At 63.1% G+C, this 24665-nt stretch carries 23 protein-coding genes and 2 tRNA genes; 8 read left to right on the top strand and 17 right to left on the bottom strand.

Features of this window, described 5'->3' with window-relative positions; genetic code table 11:
- The 9 genes from N7650_RS01760 to N7650_RS01720 form a co-directional block, all read right to left on the bottom strand.
- Positions 1 to 208: hypothetical protein (locus N7650_RS01760; protein WP_279896781.1), on the bottom strand; the 208-nt coding region annotated here is incomplete at its 3' end.
- A complete protein-coding gene (locus N7650_RS01755) occupies positions 201 to 1184 on the bottom strand; it encodes an integrase domain-containing protein (RefSeq protein ID WP_279896778.1) in 984 nt (327 codons plus the stop codon). The genes N7650_RS01760 and N7650_RS01755, both read right to left, overlap by 8 nt.
- A 930-nt stretch (positions 1185 to 2114) precedes the next feature.
- Positions 2115 to 3434 (bottom strand): integrase arm-type DNA-binding domain-containing protein, encoded by a 1320-nt coding sequence (locus N7650_RS01750; protein WP_279896776.1) that lies wholly within the window; start codon positions 3432 to 3434, stop codon positions 2115 to 2117.
- 162 nt (positions 3435 to 3596) lie between these two features.
- A tRNA-Thr gene (locus N7650_RS01745) sits at positions 3597 to 3672 on the bottom strand.
- A gap of 586 nt (positions 3673 to 4258) precedes the next feature.
- Entirely contained in the window at positions 4259 to 5503 is a 1245-nt protein-coding gene (locus N7650_RS01740; protein ID WP_279896774.1) for a methyltransferase, read from the bottom strand.
- Between the two features lie 163 nt (positions 5504 to 5666).
- On the bottom strand, positions 5667 to 6356 hold the full coding sequence (locus tag N7650_RS01735) for an ABC transporter permease (protein ID WP_009396062.1): 690 nt from the start codon (positions 6354 to 6356) through the stop codon (positions 5667 to 5669).
- Positions 6353 to 7048 carry an ABC transporter permease gene (locus N7650_RS01730; RefSeq protein WP_279896771.1) on the bottom strand — a complete coding sequence of 232 codons (696 nt, stop codon included), beginning with the start codon at positions 7046 to 7048 and terminating at the stop codon, positions 6353 to 6355. The genes N7650_RS01735 and N7650_RS01730 overlap by 4 nt, the downstream gene beginning before the upstream one ends.
- Before the next feature lie 55 nt (positions 7049 to 7103).
- Positions 7104 to 7856: an ABC transporter substrate-binding protein gene (locus N7650_RS01725; protein WP_279896769.1), complete on the bottom strand. Its 753-nt coding sequence runs from the start codon at positions 7854 to 7856 to the stop codon at positions 7104 to 7106.
- 13 nt (positions 7857 to 7869) lie between these two features.
- Positions 7870 to 8643 carry an ABC transporter ATP-binding protein gene (locus tag N7650_RS01720; RefSeq protein WP_064302639.1) on the bottom strand — a complete coding sequence of 258 codons (774 nt, stop codon included), beginning with the start codon at positions 8641 to 8643 and terminating at the stop codon, positions 7870 to 7872.
- Positions 8644 to 9248: 605 nt separating this feature from the next.
- Here N7650_RS01720 and gabP point away from each other — a divergent pair.
- Entirely contained in the window at positions 9249 to 10643 is a 1395-nt protein-coding gene (gabP, locus tag N7650_RS01715) for a GABA permease (protein WP_009396069.1), read from the top strand.
- 84 nt (positions 10644 to 10727) lie between these two features.
- On the opposite strand, the gene N7650_RS01710 is transcribed toward gabP, so the two are convergent.
- The 6 genes from N7650_RS01710 to N7650_RS01685 form a co-directional block, all read right to left on the bottom strand.
- Positions 10728 to 11162, bottom strand: a complete 435-nt coding sequence (locus tag N7650_RS01710) for a hypothetical protein (protein ID WP_279896765.1) — start codon at positions 11160 to 11162, stop codon at positions 10728 to 10730.
- Positions 11163 to 11296: 134 nt separating this feature from the next.
- Positions 11297 to 12340, bottom strand: coding sequence for a polyphosphate kinase 2 (ppk2, locus tag N7650_RS01705; protein WP_279896763.1), 1044 nt, complete (start codon positions 12338 to 12340; stop codon positions 11297 to 11299).
- A gap of 310 nt (positions 12341 to 12650) precedes the next feature.
- Positions 12651 to 12726, bottom strand: a tRNA-Phe gene (locus tag N7650_RS01700).
- Between the two features lie 91 nt (positions 12727 to 12817).
- On the bottom strand, positions 12818 to 13090 hold the full coding sequence (locus tag N7650_RS01695) for an oxidative damage protection protein (RefSeq protein WP_009396072.1): 273 nt from the start codon (positions 13088 to 13090) through the stop codon (positions 12818 to 12820).
- Complete coding sequence (gene mutY / locus N7650_RS01690) at positions 13087 to 14154, bottom strand: A/G-specific adenine glycosylase (protein WP_009396073.1); 1068 nt, start codon at positions 14152 to 14154, stop codon at positions 13087 to 13089. Before mutY ends, N7650_RS01695 begins: the two co-directional genes overlap by 4 nt.
- A complete protein-coding gene (locus N7650_RS01685) occupies positions 14151 to 16388 on the bottom strand; it encodes an AsmA family protein (RefSeq protein WP_279896761.1) in 2238 nt (745 codons plus the stop codon). Before N7650_RS01685 ends, mutY begins: the two co-directional genes overlap by 4 nt.
- Positions 16389 to 16721: 333 nt before the next feature.
- Between N7650_RS01685 and N7650_RS01680 the strand changes: the two genes are divergently transcribed.
- The 7 genes from N7650_RS01680 (at position 16722) to N7650_RS01650 (ending at position 22515) form a co-directional block, all read left to right on the top strand.
- On the top strand, positions 16722 to 18380 hold the full coding sequence (locus N7650_RS01680) for an OFA family MFS transporter (RefSeq protein WP_279896760.1): 1659 nt from the start codon (positions 16722 to 16724) through the stop codon (positions 18378 to 18380).
- A gap of 219 nt (positions 18381 to 18599) precedes the next feature.
- Complete coding sequence (hisB, locus tag N7650_RS01675) at positions 18600 to 19193, top strand: imidazoleglycerol-phosphate dehydratase HisB (RefSeq protein WP_009396076.1); 594 nt, start codon at positions 18600 to 18602, stop codon at positions 19191 to 19193.
- A complete protein-coding gene (gene hisH / locus N7650_RS01670) occupies positions 19193 to 19831 on the top strand; it encodes an imidazole glycerol phosphate synthase subunit HisH (protein WP_064302633.1) in 639 nt (212 codons plus the stop codon). The genes hisB and hisH overlap by 1 nt, the downstream gene beginning before the upstream one ends.
- Positions 19831 to 20091 carry a DUF2164 domain-containing protein gene (locus N7650_RS01665; protein ID WP_009396079.1) on the top strand — a complete coding sequence of 87 codons (261 nt, stop codon included), beginning with the start codon at positions 19831 to 19833 and terminating at the stop codon, positions 20089 to 20091. Before hisH ends, N7650_RS01665 begins: the two co-directional genes overlap by 1 nt.
- Before the next feature lie 41 nt (positions 20092 to 20132).
- Positions 20133 to 20870 (top strand): 1-(5-phosphoribosyl)-5-[(5-phosphoribosylamino)methylideneamino]imidazole-4-carboxamide isomerase, encoded by a 738-nt coding sequence (gene hisA, locus N7650_RS01660; RefSeq protein ID WP_064302632.1) that lies wholly within the window; start codon positions 20133 to 20135, stop codon positions 20868 to 20870.
- Between the two features lie 10 nt (positions 20871 to 20880).
- The gene (gene hisF / locus N7650_RS01655; RefSeq protein WP_279896755.1) at positions 20881 to 21651 is read left to right on the top strand and encodes an imidazole glycerol phosphate synthase subunit HisF; all 771 of its coding nucleotides are present in this window, start codon (positions 20881 to 20883) and stop codon (positions 21649 to 21651) included.
- 135 nt (positions 21652 to 21786) lie between these two features.
- Entirely contained in the window at positions 21787 to 22515 is a 729-nt protein-coding gene (locus N7650_RS01650) for a transporter substrate-binding domain-containing protein (RefSeq protein ID WP_279896754.1), read from the top strand.
- Here N7650_RS01650 and N7650_RS01645 read toward each other — a convergent pair.
- Both N7650_RS01645 and N7650_RS01640 read right to left on the bottom strand, forming a co-directional pair.
- Positions 22506 to 23273, bottom strand: coding sequence for a divergent polysaccharide deacetylase family protein (locus N7650_RS01645; protein WP_009396087.1), 768 nt, complete (start codon positions 23271 to 23273; stop codon positions 22506 to 22508). The genes N7650_RS01650 and N7650_RS01645 overlap by 10 nt on opposite strands.
- On the bottom strand, positions 23273 to 24598 hold the full coding sequence (locus N7650_RS01640; RefSeq protein WP_064302629.1) for a S41 family peptidase: 1326 nt from the start codon (positions 24596 to 24598) through the stop codon (positions 23273 to 23275). Before N7650_RS01640 ends, N7650_RS01645 begins: the two co-directional genes overlap by 1 nt.
- Positions 24599 to 24665: the final 67 nt, after the last annotated feature.

The raw sequence follows: 24665 nt of genomic DNA, 5'->3' as shown, positions 1-24665 counted from the left end.
ACCGTGTCGCCTCACTGCGCCGAACTAGCCGATGATCGAGAAACCACGCAACATGCTTTCTCTGCCAAGTCCATGGCGTCAGCCGCTGCCAGCGTTCTGCGATCTCTGCTTGGATAATTTTTGACTGACGCAAATGACGTTCCCGCGTCGCGTGTGACCCGATCAATACCCCAGCTAAAAATGTCTCCATATCGAATGGCTTAGCCATGCCTGCCCCCAATGTAGGCGGCGACCACGTCGATTCGACCGTGCCCCAGCTCATAGCTGATTTGCCTCAGAGCCTCAAAATGAAGGCGCCGATCTATCCGAGAGCAATCACCTCCGTTGATAGGTGCGCGGTGATGGGTGATCCGTTCATATCTTTCACATGCGAACGCTGCTCGTAACTCGTGGGGGCCTTTAAGATTCTGTGCATGAAGGATGTCACGCGCCGGGCGGACGACTTCCTGCAACACGTTCAAGTAGCTTTCATTTGGCGTCATTAAGTTGCGGCTACCCAGAGGCGACACCTGCTCCGCCAATGCGAGCGCATCAAGTACATAGTCATCAACCGCAATCCAGCGTGGCGCCGAGGTGCCGGAGCGGCCACCTTTCGTACCATCTTGGATATTGATCTTGTCGAAGTTCTTAGCTTCACGGTTCAGCCGTGGCAGGTCAGCCAATATGGCCTCACGCAAGCGCATGCCGGTGGCTCGCGCCAACAGAACAATCGCGGCTGCCCGTTGTTGATGATGTCGGCAAAGCGCATCGACGATCTGCTTAACCTGTTCGCGGTCTTGGCCCTGCGGAACCGAGTGACGGACACCGCTACGCCGCATACCCAACTCCTTGCTCGGACTTGGCAATTTCACGTACTGATCACCGCGAAGCGCCGCCATGGTCCTGTTAACGCTGGAAAGCCGATTTTGTGCGGTGCTGACAGCGAGGTCACCGCGCCTAGCCATGTCACGCAGATACGCTGCGTAGTCGGCCAACACCTTTCGATCAATCTGCCGCGCGTCATTGATACCGGGCCCCTGTTCTGAGCGGCACCACTTCACGAATGACTGCCACCGATCACAATGCGCTTTGACCGTGCCGTAATGGCCACCGCCAAACATGTCTTTCAGCGCCTGTGGTCCTGCGTAGCTCAATTGCCTGCCATAACCGAAATTGCGACCATTGCGTCTGCCTACCAATGCCATGTCAGTCACCTCATCTACCGTTCTCCGATCCTCTCCCCACGTCATCCCGCCAAGAATGTTGAGTGTTATCAGGGATCAAAGGCCCCTGCGACCTGTGGGGAATGTCCACTACGCGGGACTGGCGGCTCCTTACGTCCGGGAGCAAGGGCATCTCATGATTTGGCCTCCTGAACACCGTTACCGGTGGGCGGGTGGAGGCAGCACTGGCTGACGAGACCAGCGCCTGAAGATCCTGAGCCATGTGCGAGCAGCAATGCGATGACCGGGGCATGCCTGACTGTCAGTCAGGTGCAGTCCATTCCGTGGTCTGCGGCACTATCATCTACAAGGCTGTTGCTGGTGACATCGGCGTTTGTCACGCCGATTGTCACGAGGGGGAATGCCGCAAAGCCACGTGCGATCAGGGCTGCAGCAGTGGTAGAAGTGCCCGTCTCTTTCCAGAAGAAAGAGACGGGCACAGGTTGGCGCAGTATTCGGCCAAGCGGATAGGTTGCTGCAGGGCAGCGAGGTACGGTGTATCTGGCGCACGAGCGCTATATGTGTAAGAGCATCCATCACATGGGTAGTGACCGTACGAGCTGCCGGATGCGAATCGTACTTGGGCTGAACCACCGCGGGAGCGGCGTGACCTTTAAGGTTCGGGTCACCTGGGGTGCTGTCATCGACAGCGTTTGCAACTCCCGGTCTACGCCTGTGGACAATGTTCGTCAAGCAAAGCGATTTCAGGGATTTAGCGCCTGTGGATAAAACTATCCCCCAGTGGACATCAGTGGTTTTCCACAGACGTAAGCTGTGCCAGCAGTTTTTTTCTTAGGTATGGTCCTTTCAAACGGGGCGGCTTTGCAGCCCCGTTTGAAAGGACCCGCGCGGAGGAGCTTCATGCGGTGCTGTGGGTAACTTCACAGCTAGTTGAGATGGTGGTGCGGCGGGTTACTCGGTCCTCTTGGCACTGCGAAGGCGAGTGACGTTCTCGCCCGTCTGCTTGGCAAACTCATGCGGCGTCACATGGTCCTCGCGGTTCGCCTCCAGAAACCGGCTCCACCAGGTCATGATCATCCGGCGCTCCTCGAGGAACTCGGCCTTGTGGGTATAAGCGGCCCGAACGTTGTTGCGTTCCTTGTGGCTCATCTGCCGCTCGATCGCTATCTCTGACCACAGCCCGGACTCGACCAGCGCACTGCACGCCATAGCTCGGAACCCATGACCGCAGATATCCACCTTGGTGTCGTAGCCCATCGTCCTGAGCGCGGCATTCACCGTGTTCTCGGACATCGGCTTCCACGGTTTGGCATCCCCCGCGAACACCAGCTCGAACTTGCCGGTGATCGCGTGGATCTGCTCAAGCAAGGCCACTGCCTGCGGCGATAAGGGTACAACGTGGATGTCCCCGGCCATCTTTGTACCCCTTGTGGAAAACGGCACACCATCCAGCGCCGGGCGAGTATCGGGGATTTCCCAGATGCCGCGCTTGAGGTCGAACTCGTTCCAGCGGGCGAAGCGCAGTTCACTGGAGCGCACGAACACGTGCAGCGATAGCATCACTGTGAGGCGCGTGAGCGGACGACCTTTGTAGCCGTCGATACGCGCCTGTAGCTCAGGCAACCGCGATAAGGGTAGTGCGGGTCGATGTGTAACCCGTGGCGTTTTGATCGAGCCATCGAGATCGTGAGCCGGGTTCGCCGTGATCAGTCGCAGCCGTTTGGCTTCGCGCATGATGCTTTGCAGGTAGTTCTTGATCCTGAGCGCCACGTCGATGGTGCCGCGCTTCGTCACAGCCTCCAGTGGCTGCATGAGGTCGTGGGTGTCCAACTCAACGATTGCCCTGGCACCTAACAAAGGGAATACGTGAGTCTTCAACCGGCTGAGCACAGTCTTAGCGTGGCCCGGCGCCCACTTCGGCACCATCCCGGCATACCAATCGAGCGCAACGCTTTCGAAGGTTCGGCCATTGATCACGGCTTGCACCCTGGCTTGCTGCTTGGACTGGATAGGGTCAATGCCGTTGGCGAGCTGCCGTTTGAGCTCGAAGCGCTTGTGGCGAGCGTCAGCCAGCCCGACCACTGGATAGTTGCCAAGTGAGGTCAAGCCCTCGCGGCCATCGGGTTTCACGTACCTGAGCCGCCAGCCTTTACGACCATTGGGCTTCACGAGCAGGTAAAGGCCATCGCCGTCAAAAAGCTTGTACTCACGTTCGCGAGCCTTTGCAGTGCGGCAGGCGTTGTCGGTAAGGGGAGCCGTTGTGCGAGCCATAAGGGTACTTTCCAATGTCGAATTGGTAGGTATCCTTAAAAGTACCCTTATTAGCGCTGGCTACCCTCGGAATCCGACGGAACGCCAAAACGAAAAAACCCGCCAGAAGGCGGGTTTTTCGGGGGTTCCAGAGATTTTGAAAGCTTTCTATGGAACCTTGAATGGTGCCGGCACCAGGAATCGAACCCGGGACCTACTGATTACAAGTCAGTTGCTCTACCATCTGAGCTATACCGGCAGTAGGCGCGCTATTATAGCGATCGGTTTGGTTCTGTAAACCACTTCCTCGAAATCCTGGCAGAAGCCCCGTAGATCGGGGCTTTTGGCGTTTTGGGGTGGGTGTTTCCAGTGCGGGGGGTGTTGGGTTTGGGGACCGCTTTGCGGTCCTTCGCGGGCGAGCCTCGCTCCTACCCTGGTTTGAGGTGGTTGTGGAGGTTGGGCTCGGGGCAAGCGGGTTGCTGGTTTGGCGGGGTCTTGGTGGGGGATTCGGCATTGCAGTCGCTGGCAAGCCAGCCCCCTCAGGGAACGCGCCAGCTTTTGGACATTGAGCAAGACAGTTGCTCCCACAGTGTCCGCGTCGGGCTTGGAACTGTGCTTTGCGCGACACCGCAGCCTGCGCTGGGTGACCTCCCGCCCAACCCGATCTGAATAACCACCGCCTAATTCGCTTTAACGCTTATGCACAAACCACATCAACTCCTGGCTTTCCATGCAGCTGCGCTACCTCGCCGCATTGACGCCGGCGCAAACGGCTGTTTTCTCAGGCGTTTGGCGGGATCGGAAAAATCGTGCAATTCAGGATGGTGCTTAAACACGGCGCGCTATCAAGCGGAAACCGAGAAGTTGCTCACAGACTTATCCACAGGTTGTTCGGCCAGCAGCATGAGGTTGCGGGGGGTGAGCGAGTGTGGGCAGAAGGTGCCAAGCCGGACGTTGTAACCCTGTTCGTGCAGGTAGAGCGCACGATCGAGCACCAGCCATAGTTCCAGCGGGCGGCGGAAGAGGTTGCGCACCAGTTCCAGGTTGCGGACCTGGGCCAGGCGTTGCCAGCCGGCAGCTTCGAGTGCGGGCCAGTCGGTCCCCTCTTTTATGGAAATGCCCTTGAGCGCGGCGAGGTGCTGGCAGTACTCGGCGAAGGGCTTCTGCAGCCAGGCACTGGGCAGCGAGGGTGTGGGGAGGTAGTCGTCACTGTTGCGCAATTGCCGTTGCAGCAGGTCGAAGCCGAGGCGCCAGGCCATCGATTGATCACGCTGGCGGCGGACGCGGTTGCCCGCGGTGACGGTTTCGCTGAGCGGCAGGCCGAGGTCGTCGAGGTCCAGTTGCAAGGTCGAAGCGCGAGCGGCTGTGGATAACGCTTGGTAGTGCGGGCCCGCGGTGCGGTTGTAGCAGCAGGGGGCGATGGCCAGTTGTGCGCAGCCCTTGGCTGCGGCGAGCTGGATCAGGCGGACGTGGAGGTCGCCGCACGCGTGCAAGGCCACCGGTGTGTGGGCGGCTGTGATCTGCTCGGCGGTGCTGGGAGCCATTACGTCCTGCAAACGGTGCTCGACCGCGAGGTGGTGGTGCTGGCTGAGTTGTTCTCCGGCGGCAACCAGGGCCGGATCGTATTCGAGGCAGGTCAGCTGTTGCCCGGAGCCCAGCAGGCGGCGGCCGAGGTGGCCTTTGCCGGAACACCAGTCCAGCCAGTGCCCAGCACGCCGGGCAAAGTCGATGTGGGCAGCAAAGGCTTCGATCTGCTGCCATTTGCGGCCAGGGACATCGACATTCAGGCGCGGGTTGGCTGGCGGCAAGGGAACTGTGGATAAGTCATCCAGTGCCGCCAGCTCGCGGGCGCGGGCGGCCAGTTGTGGATAAGGTGCCGGGGCCGGGACGCTGCAAGGGTCGTTGTGGGCGGATTCGGCGTGGTCCAGGGATTGGTTGCGCAGCCAGTCGGACAGGTCCGGGTGATCGATCTCCCAGGGGAGTTGCAGGCTGGTGAAGGGGCGCGGGTGCCAGAGATTGCGGTGTTCCCGGAGGAATTGGTCCAGGGCCTGGAAGCGGGGGAGGAGTTGGGTGTTTTCCAGGTAGGGCATGGGACTGAGGCCAGGAGCTGATGGGTGTGGGGAAGTTTAGGGCCTTATCGCTGGCAAGCCAGCTCCCACAGGGGGCCAGGGTTTTTTGAAGAGGTGTACGGGGCAGGCACGGCCAATCGCGGGTGAACCCGCTCCTACAATTGGGGGAGCGGGGACCTTGATATCAGCGACCGTGCGCGGCATCCACGCGCAGCCAGCGCTCCAGCAGCTTGAACGCCTGCACCAGGACGAACGAGATCACCAGGTAGAACACCCCTGCCGCGAAGAAGATCTCCACCGGCATGTAGGTCCGGGCGATGATCGTGCGGGCCATGCCGGTGATGTCCAGCAAGGTGACGGTGCTGGCCAAGGCGCTGGCCTTGAGCATCAGAATCACTTCGTTGCTGTACGCCGGCAGGCCGATGCGCGCGGCGCGCGGCAGGAGGATGTGGATCATCGCGGTGGCCCGGGACATGCCCAGCGCCCGCGCCGCTTCGATCTCGCCCCGCGGGATGGCCTGCAGCGAGCCGCGCAGGATCTCGGCGATGTAGGCGGCGGTGTGCAAGGTCATGGTCAGTGCGGTACACCAGAACGGGTCACGCAGGTAGGGCCACAGCGAGCTGCTGCGCACCGCGTCGAACTGCGCCAGGCCGTAGTAGACCAGGAACAGCTGCACCAGCAATGGCGTACCGCGGAAGAAGAAGATGTAGCCATACGGCAGCGCCCGCACGTACCAGCGCTGCGAGGAGCGGGCGATACCCAGCGGGATGGCGACGATCAGGCCGAGGATGACCGCGATGGCCAGCAGTTCCAGGGTCAGCGTGGCGCCCTGGGCCAGACGCGGCAGCCATTTGATGATGACGTCCCAATTCATGAGTTGGCCCTCGCAAAGCCGCGCCCGGCACGTTTTTCCAGGAAGTGCATGCCGGTCATTGCAACGATGGTCAGCCCCAGGTAGATAAAGGCGGCAACCGCGTAGAAGGTGAAGGGTTCCTTGGTGGTGGTCACGCCGTTCTGCGCCTGGCGCATGATTTCTTCCAGGCCGATCACCGACACCAGCGCGGTGTCCTTCATCAGGATCATGAACAGGTTGCCCAGGCCGGGCAGGGCGATACGCCACATCTGCGGGAGGACCAGACGCGAGAAGATCCGGCCCTTGGACAGGCCCAGGGCCATGCCGGCTTCACGGTGCCCTTTGGGAATGGCGAGCAGCGCGCCGCGGAACACTTCCGTGGCATAGGCGCCGAAGCACAGGCCGAGGGCGATGACGCCGGCGGCGAAGGCGCTGAGTTCCAGGCCGGGAACGCCGATCAGGTCGCCCAGCTTGCTCATCAGGGTGACCGAACCGAAATAGATGAAGAGTACCCAGAGCAGTTCCGGCACGCCGCGAACGATGGTCGAGTAGGTGCCGCCGATCCAGCGCAGCGCTTTGAACGGCGAAGTCTTGGCCAGGGCGCCAAGCAGGCCGAGCAACAGGCCCAGGCAAAGTGCCGCGAGCGCCAGCTTGACGGTCATCAGCGTGCCAGCGGCCAGCGCCGGACCGAATCCGTGTAGATCAATATTCATGGGCAGGCAGGTTCAAGAGACCAGCACCGCGCAAGGCGATGCCGGTCGGGGCGGATCAATAGATATCGAACGGGAAGTACTTGTCGTTGATCTTCTTGTAGGTGCCGTCGGCGATGATTTCCTTCAGCGCGGCGTTCAGCTTGTCCTTCAGCGGATCACCCTTGCGTACGGCGATGCCGATCTGGTCGCTTTCCACCACGGGCTCGCCCTTGAACTCGTAGTTCTTGCCGGCCTCGGATTTCAGCCAGTCATAGTTCACGTACTTGTCCGCCAGCAGCGCGTCGACGCGGCCGGAGGTCAGGTCGAGGTAGGCGTTTTCCTGGGTGTCGTACAGCTTCACATCCACATCGCTGCCGTAGGTGTCTTCCAGCCAGGTGGCGGACAGGGTGGCGCGCTGGGTGCCGATGACCTTGCCCTTGAGCGAGGCCTTGTCGGTCTTGAAGTCAACGTTCTTCGGCGCGATGAACTGCAGCTTGTTGGAGTAGTAGCGGTCGGTGAAATCGACGGCCTTCTGGCGCTCTTCGGTGATCGACAGCGAGGAGACGATGAAGTCGAACTTCTTGGCGTTCAGGGCCGGGATGATGCCGTCCCAGTCGGAAGTGACCACCTCGCACTCGACCTTCATCTTGGCGCACAGGGCGTCGCCGATGTCCTTGTCGAAGCCGACCACCTGGCCGCTGGCGTCCTTGCTGTTGAATGGAGGGTAAGCGGCTTCGATACCCATCCGCAGTTTTTCCGCGGCCATGGCATTGGCCGAGAACACCAGCGTGGCGGCAGCGGCCAGGAGGTACTTCTTGTAGTTCTGCATGCGTGTTGCTCCGTTAGCGGTTGCTGGACATGAATTGCTTACAACGCGCCGAGGTCGGGTTTTCGAAAACCTGCTGCGGCGATCCTTGCTCTTCGATGAGGCCTTGATGAAGGAACACGACTTCGCTCGAGACTTGCCGGGCGAAGTTCATCTCGTGGGTCACCAGCAGCATGGTCCGGCCTTCGTCGGCCAGGGCGCGGATGACGCTGAGGACTTCCTGGACCATTTCCGGATCCAGCGCGGAGGTCGGTTCATCGAACAGGATGACCTTGGGTTTCATCGCCAGGGTCCGGGCGATGGCGGCGCGCTGCTGCTGCCCGCCGGAAAGCTCGGTGGGGTAGCTGTGGCGCTTGTTATGGATGCCGACCTTGTCCAGCAGCGCTTCGGCGTGCTCGATGGCTTCGGCCTTGCTCTGCCCCAGGACGCGGCGCGGCGCCTCGATGATGTTGTCGAGGATGCTCATGTGCGGCCAGAGGTTGAAGTTCTGGAAGACGAAGCCGATCTCGCTGCGCAGGCGGTTGATCTGCCTGTTGTCGGCGGCGATCAGCTCGCCGTTGCGCGCCGCCTTGAGCTTGAGGGTTTCGCCGGCGACGAGGATTTCGCCCTGGTGCGGGTTTTCCAGGAGGTTGATGCAACGCAGCAGGGTCGATTTGCCGGAACCGGAGGAGCCGAGGATGGAAATCACGTCGCCGTCACGGGCGGTAAGGGAGATGCCCTTGAGAATTTCCTGCTCGCCGTAGCGCTTGTGCAGGTTGCGGATTTCCAGCGCGGGCGTGGCCTGGGCCATGTGCGGTCCTCATATGTTCTGTGCGTTCTGCTGTTGGCGGCCGTCCTGGCGAGGCGCAACGCTAGCATAGCGCTCGGATCGCAGCCAAGAAGGGCGAGCAGGGTGGGCGGCCGGGGCAAGGGCGGGTGTCGCATCGTTGCAGTGGAATGTCGCGTCGCGGTCCGCCGGTTCCGTTCTACGGGCCGGAGCCAGGATGAAAAAAGGCGCGATGGTGCCAGTTTTGACCGCTGGAGGAAAGGCGTATTTGGTCGCGGTGCATTTCGGTGGCGCCTTCGGCGCGTCGTGATGGTTAAGTGGGTTGCACCTTTTTGATCCCTAAAGTTGCACAAGGTGTTACCCGCTCCCGGTTATGGAGCACCCAGTTCTAATTGTAAGTGGGTATTTCAGTAATCCGGCAAAGTCTGGCAAGTTTGGCGACCTTTCGGCCAATGGCTGGCGGAAAGCGCCGCAGGCCCCGTCTGTCGTGGTTTCAAGGTGTTGCGCACATGAGCGGTCATCGATCTGGCCCGCTTATTGCCATCCACCTGTCACGGGACGCGGGTGCCTCAAAAGGGCATGCGGCTCCAATCGCGGGACGATCTCCCATTCTTTGCATAGGTAGTTTTATGAGCGGTAAGCACAATTCCAATGACCTCGCTCAGGGGCTCAAGCAACGGCATGTAACCATGCTGTCCATCGCAGGCGTGATCGGCGCCGGTCTGTTCGTCGGCTCCGGCCATGCCATCGCCGCCGCCGGCCCGGCCGTGCTGCTGGCCTACGCCGCTGCGGGTACGCTGGTGGTACTGGTGATGCGCATGCTCGGCGAAATGGCCGTGGCCTCGCCGGACACCGGTTCCTTCTCCACCTACGCCGACCGTGCCATCGGGCACTGGGCCGGTTTCACCATCGGCTGGCTGTACTGGTGGTTCTGGGTGCTGGTCATCCCGCTGGAGGCCAACGCCGCCGCGACCATCCTCAACGCCTGGTTCCCCGACGTGGCGATCTGGGTCTTCACCCTGGTCATTACCCTGCTGCTGACCGCGACCAACCTGTTCAGCGTGAAGAACTACGGTGAGTTCGAGTTCTGGTTCGCCCTGCTGAAGGTCGTGGCGATCATCGGCTTCATCATTCTTGGCCTGGCCGCCATCTTCGGGTTCATGCCGAACAGCCAGGTCAGCGGTGTCAGCCATCTGTTCGACACCCAGGGCTTCATGCCCAACGGCCTCGGCGCGGTGCTCGGTGCCATGCTGACCACCATGTTCTCCTTCATGGGTACCGAGATCGTCACCATCGCTGCCGCCGAATCGAAGGATCCGGGCAAGCAGATCAGCAAGGCGACCAACTCGGTGATCTGGCGGATCTTCCTGTTCTACCTCGTGTCGATCTTCATCGTCGTTGCGCTGGTGCCGTGGAATGCCGGCGAGCTGGCGGAAGTCGGTTCATACCAGACCGTGCTGCAACTGATGGGCATCCCCCACGCCAAGCTGATCGTCGATATCGTCGTGCTGATCGCCGTAACCAGTTGCCTCAACTCGGCGCTGTACACCTCGTCGCGAATGCTGTTCTCGCTGAGCAAGCGCGGTGACGCCCCGGCGGTCGCCCAGCGCACCAACGCCAGCGGCACGCCGCACTGGGCGGTGCTGCTGTCTACCGCGGCAGCGTTCCTGACCGTATTCGCCAACTATGTGGCGCCGGCCCAGGTGTTCGAGTTCCTGCTGGCCAGCTCGGGGGCGATCGCCCTGCTGGTGTACCTGGTGATCGCCGTGTCGCAACTGCGCATGCGCCGCCAGCGTATGGCGCGGGGCGAGAAGATCGCCTTCAAGATGTGGGCCTTCCCGGTGCTGACCTGGGTGACCATCTTCTTCATCGTCGGCGTGTTGACGCTGATGCTGATCCGTCCTGACCATCGCGCCGAGGTGATCTCCACCGGGCTGCTGAGCATTGCCGTGGTGGCTGCCGGGCTGCTGGTGGCGCGCAAGCGCAAGGCGGAGAAGGGTGGAAGCCTGGTGATGGATAACTGAGCATCCAGAGCATCTCGCCGACCCTGTGGGAGCTGGCAAGCCAGCTCCCACAGGGTTTTTTGTTGTCTGCCAAGGCAGGGTGAGTCAGGCGAATTTCTTCTGTTTGGACACCATCTCCGAGGCTGCCACATAGGCGTCCTGGAACTCCTCGCTTTCCAGCCAGGCCATCGCCTCGGCTTCCTCGGTGCCGTCCAGCCATTTGCGATAGGCGCAGAAGACCATGCAGATGTAGTCGGTGGCGTGGTCTTCGCTGTGGCCCTTGAGCACAAGGGTCAGCAGCGGATCGACCATGAACACGGCGATCATCGCTTCCAGGCTGGTTTCCTGGGCCGTCTTCATTTTCTCGAACATCGTGTTGTAGCTGCCCGAGTTCATGGCCTTGTCGAACACCTGCTGGACGCTGGTGCTGGAAGCCTCTCCGCTGCTCTTGACCGCCTGGCCGCTGCGCACCATGCGGTTTTCGCGGGCCTTGGCGGCGGCGCGCTTGGCGCGTTTCTGTTGCTTGGTGTTCGAGGCCATCGGGGGTTCCTTGGTGCGAAGTCAGTCAAAGACGCGTATTGAAACGCAGTTGACCAGGAAACCCAAGCCGGGGAGAGGGCCGCCAGCTCGACGGGCGACAGGCAGTCACCCGGCCGAACCGGCGTGAGGTTCTGTCAGCGCGGCAGCGTCAGGGCGCTGACCCGGCCACGCAGCTCCACTTCGTCCTCGTCACGCAGGTCTTCCTCGATTTCCCGCGAAGCGCGGCCCACCAGCAGCGGGTCGGGTTCGTGGGCGACGCGGAAATCCTTGCCCGGGTAATCGAGGGCGTTGAGGAAGTGGCGGATGCAGTTGATCCGCGCGCGCTTCTTGTCGTCCGACTTGATCACCGTCCACGGCGCATCGGCAGTGTCTGTGTGGAAGAACATGGCTTCCTTGGCCGCGGTGTACTCGCCCCACTTGTCCAGCGACTTGATGTCGATGGGCGAGAGTTTCCAGTGCTTGAGCGGGTCGTCGCGGCGCGAGATGAAGCGGCGCAGCTGTTCCTCGCGGTTCACCGAGAACCAGTACTTGAACAGCAGGATCCCGCTGTTGCACAGCATGCGCTCCAGTTCCGGGGCCTGGCGCATGAATTCCAGGTATTGCAGCGGCGAGCAGAAATCCATGACCCGCTCGACGCCGGCGCGGTTGTACCAGGAGCGGTCGAAGAAGACCATTTCGCCCGCCGTAGGCAGGTGCTGGATATAGCGCTGGAAATACCACTGGCCCTTTTCCTGCTCCGAGGGCTTTTCCAGGGCGACGATCCGCGCGCCACGCGGGTTGAGGTGCTCCATGAAGCGCTTGATGGTGCCGCCCTTGCCTGCCGCGTCGCGGCCCTCGAAGAGGATGACCACGCGCTGGCCGGTTTCCTTCACCCAGTTCTGCACCTTCAGCAGCTCGATCTGCAGCGCGTGCTTGGCCTTGTCGTACTCGGCGCGGCGCATGCGGGTGCTGTAGGGGTAGTTGTGCGGCAGCTTCGCCGACGAGCTGTCTTCGCTGGTGCCGTGGGGTGCGTGGGCGATTTCGAGGGCGGTGGGGCTGTCGGCGATTGCACCGGTCTCGACGATCGGCGCGGGCTTGCGTGGGCGACGGTGCGGGCGGGTAGCGGTTGGCGGAGGCGTAACGTGATGCGGGATTACCCCGGGCTCTGGGAGCGGCAGGACGGGGGTTTCTTCACTCATGGGGAGGGCCTTCTGTTCCTTCGAATGTCCAGCTCCACAACTTACACAGATCGAGTGATGGCGTATTGATGGTGGTCAATGCGCAAGGCCCTTGTGGGAGCGGGTTCACCCGCGATGACGTAAGTGGATTCGCCGACGCCATCGCGGGTGAACCCGCTCCCACAGGGTACGCGTCGTGCTTTGGAACTGTTCTCTACGCGACAGCGCAGCCTGAAGGCTGGGCGGACGCCCACAAGGGCCGTGAAGTAGTTTTTTCCCGGGCAAAACAAAAAGCCCCTGAATCTTTCGATTCAGGGGCTTTGCGTTGTCTTGGTGCCCAGAGACGGAGTCGAACCGCCGACACGAGGATTTTCAATCCTCTGCTCTACCGACTGAGCTATCTGGGCAACGGGGCGCATTAAAAGCGTTTTTCAGGATTGCGTCAACAACAATTTCAAAATTTTTTTAATTAATACCGACGCTTACGGTTTTCGGGGGTCACTGGGCAGGTGGAACGTAGCCTTCGGCCTTTTCGAATTCCTCGCCGGAGAAGAACTTGTCCATTTCGCCCTGGATGAACTTGCGGTCCTCGGCGTTCATCATGTTCAGGCGCTTCTCGTTGATGAGCATGGTCTGCTCCTTCTGCCAGTCGGCCCAGGCCTTCTGCGAGATGTGCTCGTAGATGTCGAGGCCCTTTGGCCCCGGATAGGGCGGACGCTCAAGGCCAGGCAGTTGTTCTTTGTACTTGCGGCACATAACGGTGCGGGTCATCGCGAGTCTCCTGCAATCAATTCGTCGGCCGCGCGTTTGAGCAGCTTCTTCACCGGGGCGGCGAGCCCCAGGCGCGGCGGGGTGGCGAGGTTATACCAGAGCCAGTCGGCCTCGGCCACGTGGTCGCCGTGCTGGCCGACGCGCACCAGCCACGGCTCGATGGCCAGCTGGAAATGGCTGAAGGTGTGGGTCAGGCCCGTCAGTTCGCGGCGGGTCTCGATGTTCAGGCGGTGCTGGTCGGCGAGGTGTTCCAGGTCGTCCAGGTCGTCCAGTTCCGGCAGGCTCCACAACCCGCCCCAGAGGCCGCTGGAAGGGCGCCGATAAAGCAGGATGGCGCCTTCGTCATTGGCCAGCAGCGGCATCAGCGTGCGTTTCTGTGGCAGGGCCTTGCGCGGCTTGGGCAGCGGGTAGCGCGTCTCCTGGCCGAGCATGTGGGCCTCGCAACCACGCTTCAGCGGACACAGCAGGCAACTGGGCTTGCTGCGGGTGCAGAGGGTGGCGCCGAGATCCATCATCGCCTGGGTGTAGTCGTTGACCCGCTGGTGCGGTGTGAAGCGCTCGGCGCTTGCCCACAGCGCCTTCGCCACCTTGGGCTCGCCGGGATAGCCTTCCTGCGCGGTATAGCGCGCCAGGACGCGCTTGACGTTGCCGTCGAGGATCGGCGCGCGCAGGCCCATGCTGATGCTGGCGATAGCGCCGGCGGTGGACAGGCCGATACCGGGCAGATCGGTGAGCTTTTCGACGTCGCGGGGGAATTCGCCACCGTACTGTTCGACGACGATCCTGGCGGCCTTCTGCAGATTGCGCGCGCGGGTGTAGTAGCCGAGCCCGGTCCACAGGTGCAGCACTTCGTCTTCAGGCGCCGCGGCCAGGGCCTGGACATCCGGCAGGGCGTCCATGAAGCGTCCGAAGTAATTGAGCACGGTGCTGACCTGGGTCTGCTGCAGCATGATCTCGGAGACCCACACCCGGTAGGGCGTGATGCCCTGTTGCCAGGGCAGGTCGTGGCGGCCGTGGCGGTCGAACCAGTCGAGTACCGCGGTGGAAAACTGCTCGGGGGTCATCGTTTGAACAGGCCCTTCAGTGCGTCCTTCAGCTCGGGACTCACCTTGTCGCCCAGCTTCTCTTCGAGTTTTTCGTTGATGCGGTTGCCCAGCGCCTGGCCGGCCAGCTTGCCGACGCCGTCCTTGTCGATGCGGCAGGCGCGTGCGCCCAGTTCCAGCGGCCCGCGGCAGCGCAGCGGGAACTCCAGGCCGACGTAGCGCTGGTTGACCTGGCAGGCCGGGTCCGGCATTTCGCGGGTGTCGCCTTCGACGATGACGCCGACGCGGTAGTCCATGCCCAGCACGCGCAGGTCGATGTCGCCATTGCCGTTGACGGTCAGGCCAGGGATGCGCGCCCTCAGGTCGGGGTTGCTGGCCACGCCGTTGCTCAGCACCAGGCTGCCTTTCAGTTCTTCGAACGGCGTGTCCTTGCCCCGTGGCTCGCCGCTCAGGGTCTTGCGGTTGAGGGTGGCGATGCCCTGGCACAGTTGTTGTTCGAGGTTGGCGTTGACCAGCACGCCGTTGTTGATAACGAAGCTGGCCTTGCCGTTGAGGGTATCGACCAGGGCTTTCTGGCTGTTGCCGGTGGCGGTCAGGTCGCTGTCCAGAGTGAGCAGGCCCTTCACCGGCGGGGTGTTGCCGTCGTGCTTGATGAAATGCTCGACCGGCACCCGGTTGATCTTCGCGGTGAGGCCGAGCTGCGGCACGGCCGGGCGTACGTCGAGGGTGCCACGGCTATCGAAGGTGCCGTTGTAAAGGCCGCCACGCAGGGCTTGCAGGGTAATCAGGCCACCCTGGCCGCTGGCCTTGAGCTCGGCGTTCTGGATCGGCAACTGGTCCAGGGTGAGCACGCCGAAACTCAGGTCGGCTTGCAGGTCGAGGGCGCGCAGGCGGTCCACCGGCAACAGCTTGTCGTTGCTCCAGGCGACCTGGGTCGGTGCGTCGGGCAGCGGCGAGGTACCCGGCCCGGCGACGGCGCTGGCTTCCGTGCTCTGAACCTCGGCCTTGCGTGCAGCATTGGCGTTCTTCGCGTCGTCGCTTTTGGCCAGCAGGTAGCGGTCGGCATCGAACCTGTCGTTCTTCAACTGGATGCGCAGCGCCTGTTTGGCGAAGTCTTCCACCGCGAGGCGACCGGTGAAGGTGCTGTCGTCCAGCTTCAGCGCCAGGTCTTCCAGGGCGAGGCTGTTCTTCGTGCCTTCGATGCGGCCGACCAGTTCGACGCCGGTGAGGGTGGTCGGGTCCTTCATCGGCGGCAGGACGACGCCAACGCTGTCGAGGAACTTGCGCAGGTCGAACTGGGCGACGGAGATACCGCCGCTGACCTTCGGCTCGCTGTTCAGGTCACGCACGTGCAGCTCGCCGAGGGCACGCAACTGGTTGGCCGAAAGCTTCAGGCCGTTCCATTCGGCGACATTGGCCGCCAGGTCGGCGAGCAATTGGCCCTGGGCCGAGAACGTCATGCTTTTCTGTTGCAGCGGCTCGCCGGAGAGTTCGCCGTGCAGCTTCATATCTTCCAGTTGATAGCGGCGCAGTGCGCGGTCGAAGCGGGCTTCGCCGGCCAGCTCGATGCGCGCGCGCAGCACGGGTTGGCCGGAACCGAGGAAGGCGGTGAGTTTCAGCGGGATATTCACGCCGTCGTGCACGGCTTCGGTGCTCAACTGGATGCTCTCGGCACTGAAGCTCTGGCCACTGCGCACGTCGTTGTACTGCACCCGGGCGTTGTTGACGGTGAGGCTGTCGATATCCAGCTTGAGCGGGCGCTCGCTGGCGGCCGGCTTGCTTTCGCCCTCGGCCGGCGCAGTGGTGGCCGGCGCGGTTTCGCCGGTGCTGCCGGCCGGGGCCTTGGTTGGCAACGGCTTGCCGATGTCTTCCCAGTTGCCGTGGCCGCTTTCGTCACGGACCAGGTTCAGGTTCAGGCCTTCGACCCGCACATCGCTCATCTGCACTTCACGGCGCAGCAGCGGCAGCACGCGCACCGACAGGCCGAGCATCTGCAGGTCGGCGATCGGCTCGGCCGGCTTGTTCAACGTGGCAATGCTCGCCTCGTGCAACTCCAGGCCTAGCCAGGGGAACAGGCTCCAGCCGATATCGCCGTTCAGGGTCAGCTCGACATGAGCCTTGTCGCGAGCCAGTTGGCGGATCTCGTCTTTATAGTCGTTGGGATCGAAGAGGTGGGTCAGGGCGAAGCCGCCGGCCACCACGATCAGCAACAGCCCGAGAACCACCAGCCCCAGGATTTTGCCGAACGCTTTCATGGGCGGGTCCTTTGAAGTCGATGTCTGAAAAGTCAGCCGCAGAGTATAGCCTTGCGGCCTTCGCCACTGCGATTGCCGTGAATGGCCGGTTTGACACTCCCGCACCGTGCGGTTCCACGGAAAAAAGTCTCAGTTACAGCAAAAACCATGATGTCAGATTGGTTTTTGTTAGCTAGCTAAATGCTACTCTTGCAGCCGTTCCCGGGTCTTGCTGCGACGGATTGTCGCGACAGGGCCGGCTGCCCGAAAAAACGACTCGTTGCCTGCGTGCGCCAAAGTCGGGGGTCGTCGGTTTCGGCCTGCGGGGGCTACCTATCTACGAGGGAAACAATAATGAGCACCATCACCGCGGGAGCCGTCGCCAGTGCGCCTGGTTTCCTGTCCAAGGAGCGCATCGTCGCTCGACCCGGTTTCAACCGCTGGCTGGTACCCCCGGCCGCGCTCGCCATCCACCTGTGCATCGGCATGGCCTACGGCTTCTCGGTGTTCTGGCTGCCGCTGTCGAAGGCGATCGGCATTACCGCTCCGGTGGCCTGCGCCCCGGACATGGGCTTCTTCGCCCAGATGGTCTCTTCGACCTGCGACTGGCCGATTTCCATGCTCGGCTGGATCTACACCCTGTTCTTCATCTTCCTCGGCTGCTCGGCGGCTATCTGGGGCGGCTGGCTGGAACACGCCGGGCCGCGCAAGGCTGGTGTGGTCTCGGCACTGTGCTGGTGCGGTGGCCTGCTGATTTCCGCGCTGGGCGTGTATACCCACCAGATCTGGCTGATGTGGCTGGGCTCGGGGGTGATCGGTGGTATCGGCCTGGGCCTGGGCTATATCTCGCCGGTATCGACCCTGATCAAGTGGTTCCCGGACAAGCGCGGCATGGCCACCGGCATGGCGATCATGGGCTTCGGTGGTGGTGCGATGGTCGGTGCACCATTGGCCGCAGCGCTGATGAATCACTTCGCCAGCCCTGAAGGCGTCGGCGTGTGGCAGAGCTTCGTGGTGATGGCGGTGATCTACTTCATCTTCATGATCGGCGGCGCATTGTCGTACCGCGTTCCGCCGACCGGCTGGAAGCCCGAAGGCTGGACTGCTCCGGCGAAGAAGGCCAGCAACTCGATGATCACCCACCGTCACGTGCACGTCAGCGTGGCCTGGAAGACCCCGCAGTTCGCCCTGATCTGGCTGGTCCTGTGCCTGAACGTGTCCGCTGGTATCGGTATCCTCGGCATGGCGTCGCCACTGCTGCAGGAAGTGTTCGCCGGCAAGCTGCTGGGCAACAACCTGACCTTCAGCGAACTGGACGCCGGGCAACTGGCGCAGATCGCCGCGATCGCCGCCGGCTTCACCGGCCTGCTCAGCCTGTTCAACATCGGCGGGCGCTTCTTCTGGGCGTCGTTCTCCGACTACATCGGGCGCAAGAACACCTACTTCGCCTTCTTCGCACTGGGCTTCGCCCTGTATGCGCTGGTGCCGAACATGGGCCACCTGGGCAACATCGCCCTGTTCGTGGCGGCGTTCTGCATCATCCTGTCGATGTACGGCGGTGGTTTCGCCACCGTGCCGGCCTACCTGGCGGACCTGTTCGGCACGCAGATGGTCGGCGCGATCCATGGTCGCCTGCTGACGGCCTGGGCTGCGGCGGGTGTGCTCGGCCCGGTGCTGGTCAACTACCTGCGCGAGTACCAGCTGAGCATCGGCGTGGAGCGGGCTGCGGCCTACGACATCACCTTGTACATCCTCGCCGGCCTGCTGGTGCTGGGCTTTATCTGCAACGCGATGGTGCGTCCGGTGGCCGACAAGTACTTCATGACCGAAGAACAACTGGCCGCCGAGCAGGCGCTGGGGCATGACAAGGGCGCCGACAACACCACCGTGCTGGAGTGGAAAGCTGCCGACGGCACCCTGCCACTGGTGATCGCGGCCTGGCTGGCCGTGGGCATTCCGCTGGCCTGGGGTGTGTGGGCGACGCTGCAGAAGACGGCCGTTCTGTTCCACTGATTCGGGGGTTTGGGTCGCTCTTGCGGCCCAATCGCTGGCAAGCCAGCTCCCACAGGGTCCCTGTGGGAGCTGGCTTGCCAGCGATTGGGCCCCCGAATTCCCCATCAGCCCGAAAATCGGGCGCAAAACCCCAACACCACACGTCATCTTCGTTTCAAGATGCGACGTTCTGCGCCTATAATGACCGCCTTTTTCGCCCAATGATTTGCGGAGCTGGTGATGGTCGAACGTAAGGCGTCCGTCGAGCGCAATACTCTGGAAACCCAGATCAAAGCCTCGATCAACCTGGATGGCACTGGCAAGGCCCGATTCGATATCGGCGTGCCTTTCCTGGAGCACATGCTGGATCAGATTTCCCGTCATGGATTGATCGATCTGGACATCGAGTGCAAGGGCGACCTGCATATCGACGACCACCATACCGTCGAAGACGTCGGTATCACCCTGGGCCAGGCGTTCAGCCAGGCCATCGGCGACAAGAAAGGCATCCGTCGCTACGGCCACGCCTACGTGCCGCTGGACGAAGCGCTGTCGCGGGTGGTGATCGATTTCTCCGGCCGTCCCGGCCTGCAGATGCACGTGCCCTACACCCGCGCCACCGTGGGCGGTTTCGATGTGGACCTGTTCCAGGAGTTCTTCCAGGGCTTCGTCAACCACGCCAACGTCACGCTGCATATCGACAACCTGCGCGGGCATAACACCCACCACCAGATCGAGACCGTGTTCAAGGCCTTCGGTCGCGCGCTGCGCATGGCTGTCGAGCTGGACGAGCGGATGGCCGGGCAGATGCCTTCCACCAAGGGATGCCTGTAATGCAGACCGTCGCCGTTATCGACTATGGCATGGGCAACCTGCACTCGGTGGCCAAGGCCCTGGAGCACGTCGGCGCCGGCAAGGTGCTGATCACCAGCGATGCTGCGGTAATCCGTGAAGCCGACCGGGTGGTCTTCCCTGGTGTCGGCGCGATTCGCGACTGCATGGCCGAGATCCGCCGCCTGGGCTTCGACAGCCTGGTCAAGGAAGTCAGCCAGGACCGCCCGTTCCTCGGTATCTGCGTCGGCATGCAGGCCCTGCTGGACCACAGCGAGGAGAACGACGGTGTCGACTGCATCGGCATGTTCCCCGGCCAGGTGCGTCTGTTCGGCAAGGACCTGCATGAAGACGGCGAGCACCTGAAGGTGCCGCACATGGGCTGGAACGAGGTCAGCCAGGTGATCGATCACCCGCTCTGGCACGATATCCCGGACCGCGCGCGCTTCTACTTCGTGCACAGCTACTACATCGAGTCCGGCAAGCCGTCCCAGGTGGTCGGTCGCGGTCACTATGGCGTCGATTTCGCTGCGGTACTGGCCGAAGGCTCGCGCTTCGCCACCCAGTTCCACCCGGAAAAGAGCCACACCCACGGCCTGCAACTGTTGCAGAACTTCGCCGCCTGGGATGGACGCTGGTAATGAACCGCTCGCGCAGCAAGACCCCGGCCATCACCCTCGCGCCCGAACAGGAGCGCGAGGCGCTGGACACCCTCAAGCGCTTCCTCGAAGACCGTTTCGAGCTGCAACTGGGCTCGTTCGAAGTGGCCGAGGTGCTCGAGCTGTTCGCCAGGGATATTGCGCCGCACTACTACAACCGGGCGATCTTCGATGTTCAGACGCAGCTCAAGGAGCGCTTCGAGAGCATTGAAGTCGACCTGTGGGCGCTCGAGAAGAACTGACTTCCCGGGCTCACCGTTTACCGATTAGACAGGTTTTCCAGATGCTGATTATCCCCGCTATCGATCTCAAGGACGGTGCCTGCGTACGTCTGCGCCAGGGCCGCATGGAAGATTCCACCGTATTCTCCGACGACCCGGTGAGCATGGCCGCCAAATGGGTTGAAGGTGGCTGCCGTCGTCTGCATCTGGTCGACCTGAACGGCGCCTTCGAAGGCCAGCCGGTCAACGGCGAGGTGGTCACCGCCATCGCCAGGCGCTACCCGGAGCTGCCGATCCAGATCGGCGGCGGCATCCGCTCGCTGGAAACCATCGAACACTACGTAAAGGCCGGCGTCAGCTACGTGATCATCGGCACCAAGGCGGTCAAGCAGCCTGAATTCGTCGCCGAGGCGTGCAAGGCCTTCCCGGGCAAGGTCATCGTCGGCCTGGATGCCAAGGACGGCTTCGTCGCCACCGACGGCTGGGCCGAGGTCAGCTCGGTGCAGGTCATCGACCTGGCCAGGCGCTTCGAGGCCGACGGCGTCTCGGCGATCGTCTACACCGACATCGCCAAGGACGGCATGATGCAGGGCTGCAACGTGCCCTTCACCAAGGCCCTGGCCGAAGCCACGAAGATCCCGGTGATCGCCTCCGGCGGCATCCACAACCTGGGCGACATCAAGGCCCTGCTGGACGCCAGGGCACCGGGCATCATCGGCGCCATCACCGGTCGTGCCATCTACGAAGGCACCCTTGACGTCGCCGAGGCCCAGGCCTTCTGCGACAGCTACCAAGGCTGAGGAGAACGCCATGGCCCTGGCCAAACGCATCATCCCTTGCCTGGACGTGGATAACGGCCGGGTCGTCAAGGGCGTCAAGTTCGAGAACATCCGTGACGCCGGCGACCCGGTGGAAATTGCCCGTCGCTACGACGAGCAGGGTGCCGACGAGATCACCTTCCTCGACATCACCGCCAGCGTCGATGGCCGTGACACCACGCTGCACACCGTCGAGCGCATGGCCAGCCAGGTGTTCATCCCGCTGACCGTGGGCGGTGGCGTGCGCACCGTGCAGGACATCCGCAACCTGCTCAATGCCGGGGCCGACAAGGTGTCGATCAACACCGCGGCGGTGTTCAATCCGGAGTTCGTCGGCGAAGCGGCGGCGCATTTCGGTTCGCAGTGCATCGTTGTGGCCATCGACGCCAAGAAGGTCTCCGGCCCGGGCGAAGAACCGCGCTGGGAGATCTTCACCCACGGCGGGCGCAAGCCGACCGGCCTGGATGCGGTGGAGTGGGCGAAGAAGATGGAAGGCCTGGGTGCTGGCGAGATCCTCCTGACCAGCATGGACCAGGACGGCATGAAGAGCGGCTTCGACCTGGGTGTGACCCGGGCGATCAGCGACGCACTGGGCATTCCGGTGATCGCGTCCGGTGGCGTGGGCAACCTGCAGCATCTGGCCGACGGGATCCTGGAAGGGCACGCCAGTGCCGTGCTGGCGGCGAGCATCTTCCACTTCGGCGAGTACACCGTGCCGGAGGCCAAGGCCTATTTGGCGCAGCGCGGGATCGTTGTGCGCTGACTTCGTGTGAATTGGGACCGCTTTGCGGTCCTTCGCGGGCAAGCCACGCTCCTACAGAGGCAGGCGATCTCCTGTAGGAGCGTGGCTTGCCCGCGAAGGCCTGCAAGCAGGCCCAAAATCTTCAGGTCCCACCAAATGCTCGCCAGACTCCTCTTCCTCCTCACCCTGACCACCGCCGCCCACGCCAGCGAGCCGCTGGTCCTGCTGACCGAAAACTTCCCGCCCTACAACATGTCCCGCGACGGCAAGAGCTTCGCCCACGAGGCGGATATCCAGGGCATCGCCGCCGACCTGGTGCGGGAGATGTTCCGCCGCGCCGACATCCCCTACAGCATGACCCTGCGCTTTCCCTGGACCCGGGTCTACCAGCAGGCCCGGGACACGCCGAACCATGGCGTGTTCGTCCTTGCCCGTTCGCCCGAGCGCGAGAAGCTGTTCAAGTGGGTCGGCCCGCTGGGCCCGGATGACTGGGTGTTGCTGGCCCCCGCCAGCAGCCGGATCCGGCTGGATAACCTGCAACAGGCCAAGGGCCTGCGCATCGGTGCCTACAAGGGTGATGCCATCGCCGAGAACCTGCAGCAGCAGGGGTTGAAGCCGGTATTGGTGCTGCGTGACCAGGACAATGCGAAGAAGCTCTCCAACGGCGAGATCGACCTCTGGGCCACCGGCGACCCGGCTGGCCGCTACCTGGCCCGGCAGATAGGCATGACCGACTTCAGGACGGTGTTGCGCTTCAATGGCACCGAGCTGTATCTGGCGCTCAACCCGAGCGTGCCGGAGGAGGTGGTGAAGCGCCTGCAGGACGCCCTGGAACAGATGCGCCAGGATGGCTTCCTCGACGCCACCTACGCCCGTTACCTGTAGATCCCGCCCTTGCCATGGGCGGGCATGGCGCGGTTGCTACGTTCGCCGATCATCTGCCGCAGGCCGATCAGTTCGATGCCCTGGGCCTTGAGCTTGGGCAGTTCGCGCTCCAGCACGTCCAGGGTCTGTGGATAAGGGTGGCCGATCACCACCGCGGTGCCCTGCCTGTGGGCCAGCTCCACGGCAATGCGCAGTTGCCCGGCAATGGCCTCGGGGGTCCGCACGTCATCGAGGAAGACATCCCGCGACAGGCTCGCCAGACCCAGCGCCTGGGCCTTGGCCGCCGCTACGGTAGCGGCGCTGGTGCGGCTGTCGACGAAGAACAGCTCACGCCGCTGCAACTCGCCCATCAGCCAGGCCATGGCCTCAGGCTGCGCGGTCATGCGGCTGCCCATGTGGTTGTTGACCCCGGCAGCGTACGGAACCTTCGCCAGCGCGGCGTTCAGGCGCTGTTCCAGTTCCGGCAGCGGAGTGCCGGGGTGCCAGGCGTAGGGGCCGGTGGCCGGGTCCATGGGCATGTGCAGGATCACCGTGCGCCCGGCCTTGTGCGCCTGGCGCGCGAAGTCGGTAGCGTGGGGCGTGTCCGGCATGATCGCCATGGTCACCGGGCCGGGCAGGGCGAGGGTGCGTGAGTCCCGGGCCGGATTCTGCCCGAGGTCGTCGATGATCACGCTGAGGTAGGCCCGCTGCTGCTGGGCCGGCGCACCATGGGCGACGCCGGCCAGCAGGCAGAGAAGGGCGAGACAGAACGCCTGCATCACTTGTCGCGGGTGATGCTCAGTCCCTTGAGCAGGCTGAGGGCCTGGCTGAGCTGGAAGTCACCGTCTTGCGGACGTTCCTTCTTGCCCGCTGCCTTGCTGCCGGACGGCCGGTCGGCGCCGCCGTTGCCATTGCCGAGGTGGCCTTGCAGGTCGGCTTCCTTGAAGTTCTCGGTGTCCTGCTCGCTGGTGACCTTGGCCTGGCGCACCTCGATGTCCGGGACGATGCCCTGGGCCTGGATCGAGCGGCCGTTGGGGGTGTAGTACAGCGCAGTGGTGATCTTCAGGGCGCGGTCGTTGTTCAGCGGCAGCACGGTCTGCACCGAGCCCTTGCCGAAGCTGTCGGTACCCATCAGCACGCCACGTTTCTGGTCCTGCAGGGCGCCGGCGACAATCTCCGAGGCCGAGGCGCTGCCGCCGTTGATCAGCACCACCAGCGGTACGCCTTCGCTGGCATCGGCCGGGTCGGCGGAGAAGCGCAGCTCGGAGTTGGCGATGCGGCCCTTGGTGTAGACGATCAGGCCCTTGGTCAGGAAGTGGTCGGCCACTTCCACCGCCGATTGCAGCACGCCGCCCGGGTTGTTGCGCAGGTCCAGAACGATGCCGCGCAGCTTGCCGTTGTTGTCCTTGCGCAGTTTGGCCAGGGCCTTGCCGACTTCTTCGCCGGTCTTGACCTGGAACTGGGTGATGCGGATGTAGCCATAGCCGGATTCCAGCAACTGGCTCTTCACGCTCTTCACCTGGATCACGGCGCGGGCCAGGGTCACGTCGAACGGGTTGCCGCCGTCGCGGACCAGGGTCAGGGTGATCTTCTCGCCGATCTTGCCGCGCATCTTGTCCACGGCTTCGGTCATGGTCTGGCCACGGGTCGGCTGGCCGTTGATCTTGACGATCAGGTCGCCGGCCTCGATGCCGGCGCGGGAGGCCGGGGTGTCGTCGATCGGCGAGACGACTTTGACGAAGCCGTCTTCCTGGCCGACTTCGATACCCAGGCCGCCGAATTCGCCGCTGGTGCTTTCCTGCAGTTCCTGGAAGTCTTCCGGGCCGAGGTAGGCGGAGTGCGGGTCGAGGTTGCTGAGCATGCCCTTGATGGCGTTTTCCAGCAGGGTCTTGTCATCCACGGGCTCGACGTAGGCGGCTTTCACCCGATCCAGGACTTCGGCGAAGGTGCGCAGCTCGTCCAGCGGCAGCGGAGCCTTGCCGGTGACCGTGGTCGGCGCCAGCGCCGGCGCGGGCTTGGCCGGCTCGGCGGCGAAAGCCGGTGACGCGCCGCTGACCAGTGCGACGGCCAGGGCCAGCGAGGTAAGGCGAGGCGAATGCAGCATGTCGAACGAACTCCTGATCCTGTGTGAGCCCCGAAAGGAGCCTCGCGCCGCGCTGTGCGGCAGGCGC

The sequence above is a fragment of the Pseudomonas sp. GD04058 genome, assembly GCF_029836855.1.
Classification (GTDB): domain Bacteria; phylum Pseudomonadota; class Gammaproteobacteria; order Pseudomonadales; family Pseudomonadaceae; genus Aquipseudomonas; species Aquipseudomonas bharatica.
The sequence above is the reverse complement of the archived record's forward strand: the minus strand, read 5'-3'. Positions and strand labels throughout refer to the sequence as shown.

Bases quoted from the DNA above. Each gene is read 5' to 3' on its own strand.
- mutY (WP_009396073.1), bottom strand. From the start codon at position 14,154: ATGACCCCCGAGCAGTTTTCCACCGCGGTACTCGACTGGTTCGACCGC.
- hisH (WP_064302633.1), top strand. From the start codon at position 19,193: ATGCAGACCGTCGCCGTTATCGACTATGGCATGGGCAACCTGCACTCG.
- N7650_RS01665 (WP_009396079.1), top strand. From the start codon at position 19,831: ATGAACCGCTCGCGCAGCAAGACCCCGGCCATCACCCTCGCGCCCGAA.
- N7650_RS01650 (WP_279896754.1), top strand. From the start codon at position 21,787: ATGCTCGCCAGACTCCTCTTCCTCCTCACCCTGACCACCGCCGCCCAC.
- N7650_RS01720 (WP_064302639.1), bottom strand. From the start codon at position 8,643: ATGGCCCAGGCCACGCCCGCGCTGGAAATCCGCAACCTGCACAAGCGC.
- N7650_RS01730 (WP_279896771.1), bottom strand. From the start codon at position 7,048: ATGAATATTGATCTACACGGATTCGGTCCGGCGCTGGCCGCTGGCACG.
- N7650_RS01695 (WP_009396072.1), bottom strand. From the start codon at position 13,090: ATGACCCGCACCGTTATGTGCCGCAAGTACAAAGAACAACTGCCTGGC.
- N7650_RS01750 (WP_279896776.1), bottom strand. From the start codon at position 3,434: ATGGCTCGCACAACGGCTCCCCTTACCGACAACGCCTGCCGCACTGCA.
- N7650_RS01685 (WP_279896761.1), bottom strand. From the start codon at position 16,388: ATGAAAGCGTTCGGCAAAATCCTGGGGCTGGTGGTTCTCGGGCTGTTG.
- hisB (WP_009396076.1), top strand. From the start codon at position 18,600: ATGGTCGAACGTAAGGCGTCCGTCGAGCGCAATACTCTGGAAACCCAG.
- gabP (WP_009396069.1), top strand. From the start codon at position 9,249: ATGAGCGGTAAGCACAATTCCAATGACCTCGCTCAGGGGCTCAAGCAA.
- N7650_RS01740 (WP_279896774.1), bottom strand. From the start codon at position 5,503: ATGCCCTACCTGGAAAACACCCAACTCCTCCCCCGCTTCCAGGCCCTG.
- N7650_RS01680 (WP_279896760.1), top strand. From the start codon at position 16,722: ATGAGCACCATCACCGCGGGAGCCGTCGCCAGTGCGCCTGGTTTCCTG.
- hisF (WP_279896755.1), top strand. From the start codon at position 20,881: ATGGCCCTGGCCAAACGCATCATCCCTTGCCTGGACGTGGATAACGGC.
- N7650_RS01725 (WP_279896769.1), bottom strand. From the start codon at position 7,856: ATGCAGAACTACAAGAAGTACCTCCTGGCCGCTGCCGCCACGCTGGTG.
- ppk2 (WP_279896763.1), bottom strand. From the start codon at position 12,340: ATGAGTGAAGAAACCCCCGTCCTGCCGCTCCCAGAGCCCGGGGTAATC.
- N7650_RS01640 (WP_064302629.1), bottom strand. From the start codon at position 24,598: ATGCTGCATTCGCCTCGCCTTACCTCGCTGGCCCTGGCCGTCGCACTG.
- hisA (WP_064302632.1), top strand. From the start codon at position 20,133: ATGCTGATTATCCCCGCTATCGATCTCAAGGACGGTGCCTGCGTACGT.
- N7650_RS01755 (WP_279896778.1), bottom strand. From the start codon at position 1,184: ATGGCATTGGTAGGCAGACGCAATGGTCGCAATTTCGGTTATGGCAGG.
- N7650_RS01735 (WP_009396062.1), bottom strand. From the start codon at position 6,356: ATGAATTGGGACGTCATCATCAAATGGCTGCCGCGTCTGGCCCAGGGC.
- N7650_RS01645 (WP_009396087.1), bottom strand. From the start codon at position 23,273: ATGCAGGCGTTCTGTCTCGCCCTTCTCTGCCTGCTGGCCGGCGTCGCC.
- N7650_RS01710 (WP_279896765.1), bottom strand. From the start codon at position 11,162: ATGGCCTCGAACACCAAGCAACAGAAACGCGCCAAGCGCGCCGCCGCC.